Annotated in this window: 6 protein-coding genes and 1 riboswitch; of the genes, 1 reads left to right on the top strand and 5 read right to left on the bottom strand. The window is 45.2% G+C overall.

Annotated elements, in window-relative coordinates; genetic code table 11:
• Window positions 1–156 precede the first annotated feature (156 nt).
• Window positions 157–267: riboswitch (TPP riboswitch) on the top strand.
• Window positions 257–1,834: a hydroxyethylthiazole kinase gene (gene thiM, locus A5295_RS04955; protein WP_064621945.1), complete on the top strand. Its 1,578-nt coding sequence runs from the start codon at window positions 257–259 to the stop codon at window positions 1,832–1,834. (Overlaps the previous riboswitch by 11 nt.)
• Before the next feature lie 573 nt (window positions 1,835–2,407).
• Here the strand turns inward: thiM and thiD are convergent.
• The 5 genes from thiD to A5295_RS04930 form a co-directional block, all read right to left on the bottom strand.
• A complete protein-coding gene (gene thiD / locus A5295_RS04950; protein WP_064621947.1) occupies window positions 2,408–3,328 on the bottom strand; it encodes a bifunctional hydroxymethylpyrimidine kinase/phosphomethylpyrimidine kinase in 921 nt (306 codons plus the stop codon).
• Between the two features lie 436 nt (window positions 3,329–3,764).
• Window positions 3,765–13,397, bottom strand: coding sequence for a hypothetical protein (locus A5295_RS04940; protein WP_064621942.1), 9,633 nt, complete (start codon window positions 13,395–13,397; stop codon window positions 3,765–3,767).
• A 111-nt stretch (window positions 13,398–13,508) separates the two neighbouring features.
• Window positions 13,509–14,669 carry a class C sortase gene (locus A5295_RS04935; protein ID WP_082915501.1) on the bottom strand — a complete coding sequence of 387 codons (1,161 nt, stop codon included), beginning with the start codon at window positions 14,667–14,669 and terminating at the stop codon, window positions 13,509–13,511.
• Window positions 14,670–15,060: 391 nt separating this feature from the next.
• On the bottom strand, window positions 15,061–15,213 hold the full coding sequence (locus A5295_RS06375; protein ID WP_180963742.1) for a hypothetical protein: 153 nt from the start codon (window positions 15,211–15,213) through the stop codon (window positions 15,061–15,063).
• 152 nt (window positions 15,214–15,365) lie between these two features.
• The gene (locus tag A5295_RS04930) at window positions 15,366–17,159 is read right to left on the bottom strand and encodes a SpaH/EbpB family LPXTG-anchored major pilin (protein WP_064621940.1); all 1,794 of its coding nucleotides are present in this window, start codon (window positions 17,157–17,159) and stop codon (window positions 15,366–15,368) included.
• Between the last annotated feature and the right edge of the window lie 327 nt (window positions 17,160–17,486).

Here is a 17,486-nt window from a genome sequence, read left to right as displayed (position 1 = left end):
TTACTATATTTATGTTTACACAGTTGAAAGCAAAAATATGTAGAAGAAGTTGCAAAAATGCGGCGCGATTTTTGTAGATTCCTGCAAGTGCTGCAAAACAAGCAAAATGAGACACTAACGCAAAAGAGCGTAAGTCATGAACAAAAGATATAGTCGAAGGATGGTTCGGAGTGCGCAATTGCAACAATTGTGAAGTCAAGCGCTGAGATTACATCCGTAAAACCTGATCTAGATAGTGCTAGCGAAGGGAAACATTATGACAACATGCAACACTGAAAAAACAAATACCTGCAACGAAGCAAACGAATACTGCACAAGCTCAACAACGCAAGTCGACACATGCTTCTCTGTACGCGCACGCCGACGTATGTTCCTTAACGACGTGCGTCAATGCATCGAACATGTGCGCACACAGCAGCCACTCACCCATTGCATCACGAACGTAATCGTGCAAGACATTACAGCCAACGCACTGCTCGCTGCAGGAGCATCGCCAATTATGGTAACCGATCCAGAAGAAGCGCATGCACTTGCGCAAATTGCCACAGGCGTGCTCATAAACGTTGGCACATTCCATCAGCCAGAAACTTCCGAATACATGCGCGCAGCTGTTGAAGGATGCGAAAAAGCTGATACTCCGTGGGTGCTTGACCCGGTTGGAATCGGCGTTCCAGCACTTGCACCTCGCGCGCGCTTTGTACACGAAATTATTAAGCACCACCCTACTGTAATTCGTGCAAACGCTTCCGAAATAATGGCACTTGCAGGCAAAGAAAGCAACGGAAAAGGCGTAGATTCTCACGATAATGTAAACGACGCGCTTCAAGCTGCTCGCGAATTAGCTAAAAAATACGGATCCGTAGTGGCAATTTCCGGAGAAAAAGACGCGATTTACGCTCACGGATGTTTAGCTCGCGTAACAGGTGGCCACAAAGCTATGACTAAGGTAGTTGGAACAGGTTGCGCTTTGGGAGCGTTAGTTGCAGCATACGTTGGCGCAAACCCGGAACGTCCGCTCGCAGCAACTGTTGCAGCGCACGTGCACGCAGCAGCGGCTGGAACTTGGGCAGCTCGCCAAACCACAGCTCCAGGCACTTTCCGCACACTGTGGATGGATGCGCTTTCAACTCTTAGCGTAAATGATATGTTTAGTTTGACAAATATTGAGTTTACGGTGGAGCCTGTTGATTGGACACTGTATTTGGTAACGGATCCGCGCATGGGAAATCGCCCGGAAGAAGAAGTTGCAGTAGAGTCAATTGAAGGCGGAGTTACAGTTGTGCAATTGCGCGATAAGTATTCCAATGACGCTGAAATTTCGGCCAAGGCGAAGAAGTTGCGTCACGCGCTTATTGATTCCGGACACGGTGATGTACCTGTGTTTATTGACGATCATGTTGATTGCGCGGCTCATCTTGGTTTCAACTTGCACGTTGGGCAAAAGGATACGCCGTTTGTTGAGGCGCGAAAGGCGATGCCGGCCGAGTGGATGGTTGGGCTTTCTTGCGCTCGACCGGATTTGATGGAGAAAGCTTACCGCGAGTGCAAAGAAAACGACGTTCCGCTGCCGGATGTGATTGGCATTGGTGCAGCTTTTGAAACGCATACGAAAGCGCACGACGTGCCTCCACTGGGAGTTGAAGGCGTAAACGAAGTTGCGAAAGTTGCGCACTCTATGGGCGTAAAAACGTTGGCAATTGGCGGAATTCACGAGAACACGGTGTTCCCTATTCGCGGTCTTGAGCTTGACGGAGTTTGCACAGTGTCGGCGCTTATGTGCGCTGAGGATGCTGGGAAAGTTGCGCGCGAGCTTAAAAGCGTGATTACTGAGTAAAGCTGACGTTCCGAGTTGCCTTCGCGCGCTACCCTCCAAACACGGGCGCGATGATCTGCTTGAGCGCAGCATTGCGCGCGCGAAAGCAACTCATAGCGCCGAGCTTGCTCAAGGTTGAAAGCACACTGTGCTTTCAACGCAAGCGAGGTAGTGAACGCGTTTTTCACGTGAACGTTCCTTCAGTCGCTCTATTCTTAAGCGTTATTAACAATACGCTCGCGTTTTATTACGCTCGCTCGCGAAACTCGCGTTGGAAGTCCACTGGACTTCCAACTTAAGCGAGTTTCCGCATTGAAGTGCCTTCGCGCGCGCTTTGACCGAGCTTGAAATCAATGGGATTTCAAGCTCGGTCAAAGCGTGATTTGGCTCAAGTGTGAAGCACAGTGTGCTTCACATGCCAAATCAGCCGAACGGCTACCAAATAGCCGTGAGGAACAAGCGCTCCGGCAAGTCAATGCGCACGTTTGGAGCAAAACACAGCTAAAAACCCCCCAAACGCGAGGGAGTTTACTCGCAATTGGAGTAGATGTTGACGTTAAATCCTCCAAACACGAGACAAATGCTCGCGCGCACTCACGCAGTTTGCTGAAGGATACGCACGGAGTGGTTTACCGGCCCGTAACCGCGCTCGCCTCCGCACCCAACATGCAACACACTTCCGGCAGCAATCGCCTCTCGAAGCCACGCTGTTGACCATTCAAGCGCGCGAAGTACAGTATCATGATTGCTCAAATTCTTTCCCTCGCGCAAAGCAAGCCCAATTTTCGTAGCAAGCGCAGAAGAAAGCGAGCATCCAGTTCCGTGAGTTGTGCTTGTTTCAACTCGTTCGCTTGGTACGTGTCTTGCGTCACCGTCCGGAAAAACCGCAGTATTTCCAACGTCTTCGCCAGTTAAGTGCCCGCCTTTTACGATTACAACAACGCTATTTTTTGCAGCCAACTCGCGCGCCTGATTGCAAGCTTCCTCAAAATTTTCCGCAACGCTCGACTCGCTCAAAGCAGCCAACTCCGGCACGTTTGGCGTCACGACATCAACGCAACTTATAAAGTTCCGCATCGCATTTTCAGCACTCGCCTCAAGCAAGCGTTTTCCGGAAGTCGATATCATCACCGGGTCAAGCACACTTATAGGAACCGGATTATCACACATCCAGTCTCGCATTGCTTCAATGTATTCTGCACAGCCAAGCATACCGATTTTTAGCGCGTCAACTGTAACGTCGTCGTACACGCATGAAAGTTGAGTGCGGAAAAAGCTGACCGGCGGCGTAAACACTTCGCGCACTTCGCACGTGTTTTGCGCAACCAAATTAGTCGGTATACACATACCATAGCCGCCTGCAGCCATGATTGATTTGAGATCTGCCTGTATTCCGGCTCCACCTGTTGGGTCTGTGCCAGCCACGCTTAAAACGCGCGGAATGACTGGTTCTGATTGATTCGAAAGCAATTGCGTATATTGCGAGTCGTGTTGCCTACGTGATACTTGCGTCATACTTTTATTATATGCGCGCATTGACTTGCCGGAGCGCTTGTTCCTCACGGCTATTTGGTAGCCGTTCGGCTGATTTGGCATGTGAAGCACAGTGTGCTTCACATTTGAGCCAAATCACGCTTTGACCGAGCTTGAAATCCCATTGATTTCAAGCTCGGTCAAAGCGAGCGCGAAAACAGGTCGTCGCGCAAACGCCGTGCAATCTTCCGGCGTTTTTCGTTACTGGCGCAGTCGTCGCGCTGCGCCAGTAACGGATAGACGCGCTTTTTCGTTACTCGCGCAGTTGACGTACTGCATTAGTAACGTATAATGTCGCTTTTTTGTTACTGGCGCAGTTGACGTACTGCGCGCGTAACGCTCGCGCTTTGATGGAGCTTGAAATCAATGGGATTTCAAGCTCAGTAAAAGCGCCTGCTTACGCATCACAACCTACGCATCACAACCGAAGCCACTTGAGCTTTAGCTTGAGCTTGAACAGCTTTCCGCTTCGAAGCGCCTCAGCCGAAGCATCGCAGTGCTTGCTGTCGGTAAGAGCGCCGAATCCGTTGCCGCTAAGCACCGAGCTGAGCCATCCGCGCCTTCCGAACGCACCGGATGCCAAGAACAGCGCCAACAGTACGCCGAACATGAAGCTGAACCATATTGCAGCCTGACCGCCGCTATAAGGCAGTGCAACCGGACGCACCAAGTATCCGAAGCTAAAGTATCCGACTAAGTGACCTACGTTATTGTTGTCACCAAAGCCGTCGCTCTCATTGCTGGACTTATCTTTTGCACGTCCGTACAAAGCGTATTCAACTCCGTTGCCGTCAGTTTTTAGCCGCTTGAACGCATTAGCATCTACGGAACCATCTTTGCCCATTATTGACTTGCAAGTGCCAAAATCAGTTGCGCCGCCAGCCTTATTGACTTTGCATGCAACTAGGCTAAGGTTGCTGAGATCACCGAAACGATCGTAGTCGTCGTGAACATCCGCAAACAGAGTCTTTCCGCTCTCCTTGCTTTGCGACTTCGAAACTTTTCCGTCCGCGTATTCCACAGGATTACCCTTAACTGTGAGCTTAGAGTAGTCCTCTTCTTTCATTGTTACAACGTAAGGATTATTAGCATTCGTGTGCCCACTTAGAAGCGATCCTCTAGTTGCTGCAACGGTCGGCTTCTCATTATCTACAGGAATCAGATACACAGGCATTACGAATTCGTGATTGGCATCGTTATCCCAGCCGCCAGCTTTACCTCGCGTTGTATGAGTATCGCCAACCCAGCTATCGCCATATGTCATAATAACCGACAAACGATTATCTGGCTTTTCGAAAATCTTATGACTAATTAAGCTCTTATCAATCGCACCAGACCTACCCCATGCGCCAACACCATCAAAGTCGGTAAGCGAAAGACCAGTATTACTACTCTCAGACGTTACGCCAGAGCTATTAGGAATACGATATCCACCGCCGGCACCGCCCTTTGAAATCATATCTATGACGTTTACATACCAAGTTTCTTTAGCAGCAGCACCATTGTCGTTATCAGAACCATTATCAGCGCCATTAGCACCAGACCTATGGTCTTCAGACGGATTATACGTATAGAAGTGTGTACCCCCATTAAAGCTGAAGCCGTTTCGACCATGCTCGCCATCAACCTTATCGCTACCTCTTACTTCTGGCAGCAAGGATGGCTGGCAATCATCAAACGCCCATTCGCTTCCATCAACATACGTTCCACACTCGTTTGCTGGGTGCAAACTACTGTTACGCTTAAGTTTCAACGCAGATTGCAAATCATTAAGCGTAAAGTTGCGCTTAGTTGAAGCATTATACAGATACAGAAGAGACTTCTTATCTTTCGAAAGAACAAATCCTGGATCATACGGACGCCCAGCTACGCGCAGAGCCTTACTATTATCCTTAGTCTCTTCGAAGCTAGTAGGCGCATCAGCTAAGTAGTCTGCAGCATAATCGTTACCGCCAGTTGTGTTATCATGACCACTCTCTGCGCGCAATCGCACAAATCGCGTAATCTTATTTTCTCGAGGATTTGGCACAAGCACGCGGCTTCTCCAGCCTCGAGTCATAACAGCCACGTCTTGTATATTTCCTACTTTGCGGTCACCATAATTAGGCGGATTCAAAGGCTTATGGTCATCGTCCATAGCACTATAGTCATACTTCCTAAAAGTCACCATCGTTCTACCAGGCTCCAGCCTTGGATCCTCATCCGTAACGATTTCACTATCGTTTGGAAGCCAAATTCCCTTCTCTGGTTTTCCAGCAAAGTTGTTTTCGCTGTGCAAATCCATTCGTATTGCGCGCTCTTCGTGACCATTTAGAAGCATTGGGTGTATTTGCACTATTTGACGCTTCATAGTAACACCGAAGTACACGCAGTCGGACGGCTTCTTCAAACCAGACCAGTTGTCTGCGCTCCAGTAATCCGGACGGCATACTTCACTAGGCTTTTCTTTTGCGTAAGCCATTGGCAGCACGTCAAGAGTATCTTCTGAACTAGCGTCGTCTCTGTTAGAGTTTTTACCTTTTGCAGCGCGGCTTTTTGCGTTTCTACCTTTTGCAGAACGCGTATTTCCGCCGCCTCTTGCAGTCTTATCTCTGTCTCTATTAAGCGATTCATCGGAAAGATCTTCAGGGCTTCTAACACCAGGCATATACGTCCATGGTCCAACTTCAAGACGGCTGCGTGCTCGAACCACGCTTCCTGGAGCTAAGAAACCGCTAGGGAATGTTATAACAGCATTACCCTTATCGTCGTGAGTAAGCGTTACTTCATTCGGCTTAGAAGTGCCAGCGCATACACTCCACGATTTATTCCAACACACGGAAATTGTTTTACCAATACTGGTTTCCAAGTTAGTCTCATTTGAGTTTGCAGCAGAGCCAGCAAAACCATTAATAGCAACAGGTTTCTCAAGCTCTGAAGCAGGATGATAGTAAACTACCATTCTTTTAGCTCCATAGCCTGATTTAACTACAACTTTATAATCGCGGTTTTGTGAAGAACCATCTTTGCTAAGCCAGCTATCGTACTTTGCAAATTCACCGCTATTACCATCGTACGCAACAACAGATGGTTTCACCATGTCTGTCCACGTTGTCTTAAAGCATCCAACAATAGTTTTGTCACTTTGCTTTCCAGCACTATCCGTAGTTTCAGCATACATTGTAAATACAGTTTGCTTATCCGTACTTGGATTTTCCAAATCTGTGCTCCTGTATTTTTCAACAAACCTTCTAAGCAAATGTTTATTTGTAACGCCGTTACTAACAAATTTCACCATCGGACTAGAAGTTTTACCACTAGAATCCTGAATATTATTCGCTTGAATATACACATTCAGATTATTAACCAGCACTTTACTGTTCACACTATTCGGATACAAAGTAACGTATTTCTTATTAAATGCACTGCCTTGCACCCACTGGCGATCGCCTTTGCCTGGTTCGTACTCATTGAAATCATCGTCTAGCTTTAATGACGAAGGCAAATTAATCGTAGCATTATCGGCTTCATACCAAGCTTTCGTACCTTTTTCATAAATTTTCTTATCAAGAGTAATAACATCATCATCAACCAGATTACAACTATTGGTATTGCCACTAATCATGCATTTTCCGTGAATATCCCACGGCTTACCGTCCCACTCCTGATAACTCTTCGCACTAATCGTCGGTTTCTCATTATCAACCGGCATAAACCACACGTTTATTACGTTCGTTGTGTTATCTGGCGTCTTACCAGGCTCACGAAGCAGAAGATCGTTCGTAACATTACCATTATTCACATAAAGTTGCGCATGCATGAACGGCCTGTTATTTGCGTATCCAACAGCCTTTGAAGTACCTTCACCGTACGCGTCGTAGTCGTTTATAGTGTCAACATCAATATTCTTAGTTATAATGTCACCAATATTTTCGCCATCTGCTTGACCGTTCAGATCTTCACCGCCAGGCATAAGGAAGTCTTTGTGAATAGCATATTCACTAACATACTTATCTTCACCAGCATGTTGACTACTCTTATTTTCAATAAGCCTATCTGTAATATGTACTTCACTTCCGTTCTTCATATTTACAGAAGCATCGTAAGAGAATGAAGAACGATCCATAATAAATTCATTAGGCGTATACTTAACTAAATTAAGCTTATTTCGCCACTGGCACTTACCTTTTTGCGCAACACCTTTATTAGCCTTAAGAGACGCGGCACATGTACTGTCTTTCACAGCGTAACTTAAGCCACCTTTGACAACCATAGGGTATTCGCCACCCCATGCGTCAAATTGCTTATTATCCGCCGCGCTCATAGGAGTTAGCGAAGGCTGCGGCTTACTTTCCTCTTGCGCATTGATGTTCGGCGTACCTTTTACAAGCTTTAGCACATCCTGAAGGTTTAACGCCTTAGCATTGCCCTTGCGGTATGAGTTTATGTTCCACTTGTAAACAAAGTATTGCGTGCCAAACTTTTGATTTCCATGCAAGCCGTTTTGCGGGTCGTCAAATCCAGGGTCATCTCGCCCGTCAACACTTTTCTTGTTGTTATTTACTAATCCCCACGTATAGTCCTTACGCATATCAACGAAGCGCGTCACCTTATGCTCAACCGGGTTAAGCGTAGTCTCGTCATCAGCTTCCAACTTTTTGAAAGAAAGCTTCTTTATAGCGTACAGCATTTCGCTAAGTTTATGATTATCGTCTAGCTCGCCAATACCAGTAACGCCATCTAAGCACAGCTTCCACTGCTGGTCCTTCGTACTCTCGCATGAGTATTGAGGCTTATTTTCACCATAAGCATACTTTGCTTGAGTAGTTTTCGGATTAAAGCCACTGTCGTACTGGTCGTAAGTATCGTACTTCTTTTGCCCTTTAACGCCAATTTCTTCCTTGCGGTAACCGAAAATTCGCTCGTTTCGCTTATCGTGCCTCATCCAAGAAAGCATTGCAACGATTTCGTTATTATTAAGCTCAAACGGGTTCACTTGTACTAAGCCGTTTGGCCACACAATATCGAGCGGAAGCGGGTCTGACTCTTCGCGATCCTGAGGATTGCCTGGATCCATAAGCTTCCAAAGTTTATCCTGACGCCAATCTGGATTATTTTCCGGCACAGAGTAAGTGTCTACGTAAATTCTTGAACCAATTTCCGCAAAGTATTCCGGAATCGTAATATTTCCAGTTACAGGATCAAAAGTTATTTCACACCTGTCGTCGCCGTTAGCAGTGCAGCCCTTGATATGGTCTCCAAGATTTGCTGTAATAATGCGCTTACTAAATTCTTCACGCCATTGATCGTTAGATTTCGTAGTAGAACGATCTTCTCCTTCAGCACTGCGATCCTGACCCTTAGATTCTTCTGACTTAGCATCTTCAGAATCCTTGACGTTCTTAGAGTCCTTGCTATCGTTACTGACTTTATTATCTTTGCTTGCGCTACCGTTTTCTGCAGTATTAGCAGAATCACTCTGCTTGTTACCATCACTTACTTCAGGTTTTTGTACTTCAGATTTCTGAGTATTCGCATTCTTAGAAGAATCACCTTCGTTTAGCACAGCAAATCTTACTTTACTGCGCTTTCCAGGAGCATTGCGCTTTTTAGAATTCTTCTTAGAACTATTCTTAGCTGTCTTATTCTTAGAATTCTTCTTAGTATCCTTCTTGGTTGCTTTTGAAATCTTCAAGGAAGCAGGCTTGTTGCTAGTTTGAGGCTTATTAGCTTGCTCATCCTGCTGATTTTGGGTAGAGTTCTCCCTTGGTTTGGCATTATCAGTTTTTTCGCTATCAGCTTTAGCTTTATTGTCAACTTTCGCCTTACCGTCAGCCGCCTTACCGTCAGCCGACTTGCCGTCAGCTGCCTTGTCATCAACTGCATCTCTGTCCTCTAAAGCAGCTCTATCCTCAGCAGCTCTAGACCCATCCGGGCTTGCAGCATCATTATTGTGATTAAAAGTATTAACCTGATGCCAAAGATCAGTCTTCTTATTACCGTCTCGCTGAATAACAATGCCGTAGCAACTGCCATCATTTGGACACAGCTTATCGTAGTTATGATCCTTCCTAGGCTTTTCCTTACCGCGCGCCCAAATCCTAACCATAATCGAGCGCACGCGCTTATCTTCATCCCAAGGATTCACTCGCCCAACATAATGTCCATTCGGCTTCTTATCCCACCAAACGTTTGGCAAACCATAGCCAGGAGATACAATAATCAGCTTAATTTTCTTTATTACGGAATTACCTGCAGCATCCCAACCATGGAATATCAAATCATGCACACCGTGATTTCTATTCTGATCGCCCACTAATACTGTAGGAGAACCATCATCTTTAGAATTACCGCTGTTAATAACCCATCCAACTTGATCCGTCGGACTATCAGATTCACCACTTTTATGAATGAATTGATCGTAGCTTATAGTAGTAAAATCACCGCAACCGCGATTATCGCAATCATTCTTCTTTTCACGAGTAGTCGTAATCATATCGAAATCATTGCGCACAACGACTTTTTTACCATCAAAGAATCTCTTATTTTTATCGTTAGTAAAGTAGTCGGTAGCTTCCTTCGGCTTTACGCCAAGCAAAATCCTCTTGTCGTCATGACCTTTAACCCAGAACTTAATTTTGCTATTAACAGGAATCTTCAAACCATCAGCTGGAACATCAACAGGAGTTGCGTTATTCACACTCACTTTTACATCCAACGTTGGCTTCTCGTAATCAACATACGGGAATACAACAGGTATAACAGTAGTCGAATTATCCCAGAAAGTAATCTTTACGTACTTTACAAACACATAATTTGGCAAAACTTTAGGATTCTTGCCATCCTGCAACTGAGCACTATACTTGTTGCGCATCCAGTTTCTGTAAAGACGGTTGATTTTAGCCAAAACTTTGTTCTGCAAGTCTTGCTTTACAGGTTCGCCAGGCTTCAACTCCTTACCATCATCACCCGTCTTAGGAGCGTTACTTACAAACCAAACATTACGCTTAGTAGCATTTTGCGCTTTAGGCCAGCATTCAGGCATGCTGTCTTCACGATCCTCACCAAGAGCTGCACGGTCGTTGTTTGCAGCAGAAGCATCGTCACTATCTACGGATCTAAACGAAACAGAAGACCTAGACTTACCGTTAATTTTATCCTTGTATTCGTCAAGAATCTTAGAATGGCCGCAAGGATTTACAACGCTAACAATAGGCACTTTAGCAGCAATACTTAAATCAGCATCCTGAAGAGTATTCGAGCGAGACTCATCACCCCACTTATCCGTCCACTCAGCTTTATAAACAGCAAGATTCTTAAGAGGAGTATTAGAATCGCCATCCGGATTATTAGTCAAATAGTTAGCATCAAGCGGATAATCGTTTGTCTTAGAGCCCTTCTTCTGCTTTATGGAACCATACCTATGCCTTGAACCATACTCATCTTTATTAACAGGCGGGAACAAGTTAGGATCGAAAGCCATTACCTGCCTATACAAATCAGAACGTTTGCCAACAAAATTCACAAACCCAGCATTATTATCACGATTATCAATAATAAGAGGATTAGGAAGCGGCTGATCGTAAGAATAATACTTAGGAGTCTTGTTATTTTCGTCATATTCCTCAGTTTGCAAAGGCTTAAACACGTCTGCTTGCGTAATAACCCTATACCACAAATCCTGAGTTTCACTCATATGATACGTTCTATCGTTATATCTAAGCTCAAGCTTATGCCTACCAGGCTCTGAATCCTTCGTATTATGGTCGTTCATACCAGGATTACGGAACCACTGATTACCTCGAGCATAGCCGTTATTCGGGGAATAATAATCAGGCAATAAGCGTATATCTTGGTTCTCGTTCATAAGATATGAAGTTCCCAAAGGCTGATTTACTATTCCAAGCAACACACTAGAGAATGAAATATGCCTGTGCTCAAGATAATTACCACTGTCACTGTTGTACGGACCCAAACCAGTACCCTTAAGGAAGTGGTATCTAGGAGCCTGAATATCCATAATTCGCGGCGCACCATACCACTGCTGATGCATTACAGTGTACATGTAGAAGTTAGCGTCACGACCAAAATTAGTCATGGAATATTTACTGGCTTTAGTAACACCAAACGGGTCAGTAGCACCATAAAAACCTTTGCTCTGTCTCTTACCATAGTAAGATCCTGCAGCGTAGAAGAATGAAAAGTTTTCGCAACCCGTGCCATCACCCACGTTATTAGAAGAGCAATATGAGTTGTTTTTAGTCGTAGAAGTTGTAGTAGTGAAGTGAATCTTATACGTATAAGCAATCTCGCCAGACTTAATATTGTTCACAAAACTAAATACGCGCTGCGTGTCATCTTTTATAGATCTATAAAGATTTTGCACGAGAGCAACATAAGCAGGACTATAGCCTCTGTTATAGCTTCCTTCAACTTTAGGAACAACTTTAAGATCGCCTTCATCCAAAGCACCATAGCTACTGGATCTAATGCAGTCCAAACCTTGACCATCACGGCACCAACCAATAGCGTCAGAACTACCCAAATCCTCAGTTGTTACAGCATCCGGAAGGATCCTAGAATAATTGCCATTCTTACTGTCGTCAGTGCCGCGCATCTTATTCCAAGCTGCGACTAAGTCATCTCCAGAATCAAAATCGTTACCGTCAGTTTTAATGCTGCATAAACCGTTAGGATTATCCCACGAGAATGAGCAGGTTTCGCGAGGAGGATTATTATTGCCTTGATTCTTCTTATACAAAGCAGTAGCTTCCCTGCCACTGTAAAGAACACGCTGAATATACTGCCTTCCGCCTTCGCCACCCTTGTCTAGAATCTGACCTTTTGGAATCGTAAAGTAATCAAGAGCAGCACCAGCGCCTTGAGTGCGGCCGCCAGCGTTAAAAATAATATCCCACACGAAGCCGCCACCGGAAAGCTTAGGGGTGCGCTTTACAAACACGAAATCTGCAGTGTCATCTATAGGCAAGTTAATTCTGTCGACGCCGGAACCCTTATGGTTAAAGGCCATGTTGCGTAAACGGCCCATAATAAAAGTGCCCTTAGGATACGGAGTGAAGTAAGTTGCGCCGTAATGATCCGTGCCAGAAGGATCTTCAGGTACAGAACCGTTTTCGTAGTGGCCGCGAGGTCTCGTTGCTGCACTAGCAAATTGGTCGCTAGATTCCAAGTTGTATCCAAGGCTATTAACATCCAAATCGTGACCGTTCGTAGCGCGCAAACCAGCACCATCGCCGTCAGTAGTAATGCATGCGCCTAAAGCGTAATCCTTGTTACATCCAGGGCGATACACTTCGTAAGATTCACGAGCTGAGTAATTCTTAGCGTCGCGGTTTTGCGCTTTTGCTCTTTCTTCTTCTGCAGCGCGCTCAAAAAGTGACTTCGGTTGAGATCCGAATGGAGAACCAAATGGAGAATCAAATTGAGAGTCAAACGGAGAAGCAAACGGAGAAGCAAACGGCACGCCTGCGCCAGAGCCTGCAGAAGGATTAAAAGATCGAGAGAGTAGATTCCCTGAATCTACAGATCCTTGTGAATTGTCGAAACTCTGTAACGCAGAAGACTGAGATGATGCAGATAAGCCTGGATTAGAGTCTGGATTATTAGAATTAGAGTTAGAATCAGACTTTGGATCAGACTTTGGATCAGACTTTGTGGAATTATTTGCGGAATTATTTGCGGAATTATTTGCGGAATTATTAGCGGAATTATTAGCACTATCCAAAGCAACTGCGGTTTCAGCAGTAATGCAAATAGGTAGCAACATTGCTACCGAAAGAGAACAAACAAGAACAGTTTTAAGAGCAGAGGCAAAAGAGCTACTGAACGCACGATATGCAAAAACAGACTCGCGTTTAGATGAGCGTTTATTCACGCAATTAGCTATACGATCATCCAAACGATTAGACACACGACTAGCTAAACGCTCAGCCGCGCTCTTAGCCACACGGCACATATTCTGAGTCGTACGTTTAGCTACACGAGTTGCGCATTGAGTCAATTGACCTATACGAACAAGAACGTTTAGCATAATCGTCCAAATACTCTTCATTGTTTCCACCTGTTTTGCATTGTTTTAAACTGCTTTGCGTCGCCCCCACGGCACCACAAGTTTGTTATTAAGTTTTTCTATTAAGTTTTGTTATTGCCTATAAGCAATCGCTCATAAACCAAGGATGCTTATAAGCCAGTCGAAAGTCTTTTCGCCGTGACTGCCCCTCTTACGTTTCTTACGCGAGCTAGACTTTTTGACCTTCGGCCTCTTTTTTGACTGATTCGCAATCGCCCTAGCTTCCTCACGCGCAAGATCTTCTCTGCGTACAGTACTATCTTTCGCGCTACTTAACTCTCTATCTTCTTCGCTACTTGCAGCACTACTTGACTCGCTATCCTTCGCACTATCTTTCGCGCTATCTTTCGCACTATCTTCTTCGTCTTCCTTCTTTTTCTTCTTAACCGGCAGACCAGCCCACCAAACGTAGCCGCCCACAACGCACAAGCTACCAAAGCAGCCCAAAACCCACCACGGGAATCGCGGAACATCCGGCTTCTTGCCACGAAGCGCCTTATCCGCCGCAGGCGTTGGCACAACTCGCTCACCAGTCACCAAAATGCGCTGCGTGTTAATGCCGAGCGGCGTGCAAGTAATAAGTGTCACCAAATCCTTGCCAGGAACAGCTGCAATCTTCTTCGTCTCATCAGGGTTCACAACGATTTTGTCAACTACCTTGTAGGTGAGAATCTCGTCGAAAACCTCAATTGTAAAAGTGTCACCTTTTCCAACTTCGTCCAGCCTTGTGAACATTTCCGCACTTGCCAAACCGCGATGCCCCGTAATCACAGAGCGCGCGCCCTTGCCGCCAACCGGAAGCGAAGTTCCACGCAAATGACCAAGACCTTTCAGAAGAGTGGCATCTTCTGTGCCGTGATACACAGGCAAATCAAGATCAATTTTTTTGATTCGCAAACGAGCCATCAACCCGTCGTCGTTCACTTTCAACTGATCCCAATAATCCTGACTCGCATCGGAAGTAACTCCGTGAGAAGTCGGTATGTTAGTATTTGCTTCGTAAATAGCACCCGACGAAAGCTGACTGTTATACTCACGAGCGCGGCGGAGCTGCTCATGCGGAGCAGGAACAGCATGAGTTATAAGCTTCGCGTACTCAGCAGCAACTTCCGACATGTGGTATTGGCTTAGCCACATGGCGGCGTGCGGATAAATAAGCGACGCAAACGACGCAAGCAACAGCAAAGCAGGGACTATGCAGGACTTAGAGAAGTGCCAGTTTTTGGCGTTGTTGCGCGAGTTTATTTTCGATATTCTTTGGTATCGTCTATGAGTTTTGGCTGATGTTCTTGTTCTTTGGGCTTGACGAGACTGGAAAATTTGTGTTTGCGCAAGCTCCCGTCCTTCGTCGCTTTGGCTGTTAAAGGCTTTACTGTCTGCTTTGTTCTTAAAAGAACGTAGCTTCCTCAGTCCTCTTTTATTGCTGAACACAATTTTTCCAGCCTCTCAACATACTAAACAACAACACAAAACTCATAGACTCGTGCAAAAGTTACGCAACTGCGTGGTTTACTAAGCGCAACTAGAGTCGCACAATTAAGCTGCGGATGGGTTGGTGGTGAGTGTGTTTGATGTGATGTGCGCAGTAGCAATGACGCTAGTGTTCTTTAAGCAATAAATACTCAACGTCCGCAGAGCATTAATGCTAAAGTTCGCTAATCAATAAATAATCGACGTTTGCAAAGCATTGGCGCAAAGCTACAGAAGCAACTTCAGCAGAGCACTGATGCAAAGCTTCGGAAACATTTGCTGAGGAATTTCCGGCGTTTGTTGTCGTTTTTGCGTTGTTTGGGAACATTTGCCGGAGAATTTCTTGCGTTTGCGCTACACCTGACCGCGCAGCTAATCAGCTCAAACCGGCTGCACAGCTTGTTTCGAAACCAAACTGCGCAACCGGCAGAGCAAATCAGCTGGAACAATCGTCCAAGCAACTCAGCCAACGAGCGAGTTTTACTCTTGCTCCTGCTCCTTGCGACGCTTCATCACAACGTAGAAGAGCGTGCCAGCGATGCCAACAATGCCGCAAACTGTCAAAATCACCAAGCCGCGAGCACCAGTCATAGGCAAGTTGGCAAGAATCTTGTCGAGTTCGGTTGCCTGGGAGTTGACAATCTCGTGAGCGTTGTCATTATTAAGACCTGCTGCTGCCTGTTCTTTGGTTTCTACTTTAACCTCGTAGCAAGTTGGGGTTTCATTCAGTTTGAAGCCAGCAGGAGCCTTGGTCTCAACAACGCAGTAAATCTTGGAAGCAACATCGTTAGTACCAATGAACAAGTTTGCAGTGGTTACACCATTATCATCAGTTGCTTTAAGCTTGATAGCGTTGGCATCGTTTGTACCTTTATCAAGCTTTCCATCGATAGTTTCCTTAGTTACATTTTTACCTGAAACATCGGTAAACTTTGTACCTTCTTTAACTGGGTAAACAGTGAACTCTGCACCCTTTAATGGCTTCTTGCCCTTATCTTTATCAGCAGCATCATTAACCTTGGTGATCTTCAAAGTAGCAAAATGCGAAGTACCGTGAGGGTTCTTATCGCACTTCTTCGGATCTTCCTTAGTTGGAACACATGGATGCTCCGGATTACCGTTATCACCAATCTTGCTGTCATCAATCCAGCCGTTAATCGAGTTGGTAACGTTCTTGGTATCCTTAGCGACCTTCGTCTTTAAAGTAACTTTCAGAACATAAGTACTTCTACTGAAATCTTCAGAGAGCGTCTTCAGCCTAGAGTCAGAAAGACTAAACGTTACTTTTTTCTTATCGGTACCAGTCTCAACCTTGTAGTCAGTATTTTCGGTAAGAGATACATCACTTGCTGTAGAACCAGTCGCTTTCCCTTTCTTAACAAGCTTAACTTCAGCTAAGCTATCATACGTCAAACCTTCAGGAAGAGAATCGACGAATCCAATCTTCTTATAAGCTTTATTGTCAGAAGGAGGAGTCAAAGGCATAGAAATATCCCATGGGATAATAGCGTCTCCATCATCAGTATAAAGCTTGGTTGGAGTCTTTGGCGTCTTACGAGCAACGTCGTCACTGGTGTCGTTCTTTGGATACACATTGACGTCGTACAACCATTCCCATGTATTTGCAGTCTTGTGAGGCAAAGGCGTTGTAATGAAGAATGGATCAACCTTACCGGTAACAGTTACAGGCTTCCACACTCCCTGAGCATCCTTAATTTGAGCACCCTTTGTGTCAGATTCTTCAACGTAGTAAAGCGATTCGGCAAGCTTATCAAACTTTGTGGAACCATCTTCACCAGTTATTTGTTTTTTGCAATCAGTATCGACCGTTACGAATTTAGCATTATCACCTTTGAGGAATGAAGCTGCATTCTTCGTAGCAGAAGAAGGGTCAAGCTCCTGGATGTCTTTGATTTTCTTCCAGCCTTCAGCTGTAGACAAATCAATCTTCTTGGCACCAGTATCTTTGCCTTCCTTAAGAGTGACCTTGCAAACTTTGAACTCAACACCCTTAACTGGCTTCTTATCCTTAACAAGATTACTCTGATTAGATCCATCAGATCTAGTATCAGTTGCAGGACTTTGGTACTTGTGAATGGTTATAGAAGTACCATTGTCTTTTTTAGTATCATCGATGTTTCCAACATTTGCACCATCTTTACCCTGTTCACTATTCGCCCACGCGATGGATCCAGCGATGCAGCAGGTACCGAGCGTGCAGGAGACAGCTACGAGTGCCACGGCGCGTTTTAACTTTGAAGTCTGTAGACGCATATTTCCTCTCTTCAATAAGTAAACTAATCGTCTTACATCTTTATTTAGGCTCAACAGCAGGTTACAAGCTAAACAAAAGGTTATGACATACTGACAATTGTGTCGTTATGACATACTGACAATTGCATTGACGACAGCATCAGTGCAAACACACAGATGCGAACGCAGAAATACAACTGCAAACTTTCATCATTTAGCTATTTTTCGCAAATTGCGCGATAACGCTCAACCGTGAGTACATATAATATTAATCGATATTTAAACGAAAAATGAGATGTAGTATAACACAGTCAAATGTTTATGTTTCTGAGCATCTACCCCCCCCCC

This window comes from Gardnerella sp. 26-12 (assembly GCF_001660745.1).
In the GTDB taxonomy this organism is placed as follows: domain Bacteria; phylum Actinomycetota; class Actinomycetes; order Actinomycetales; family Bifidobacteriaceae; genus Bifidobacterium; species Bifidobacterium swidsinskii.
This window is presented reverse-complemented; position numbering and strand designations above follow the sequence as displayed.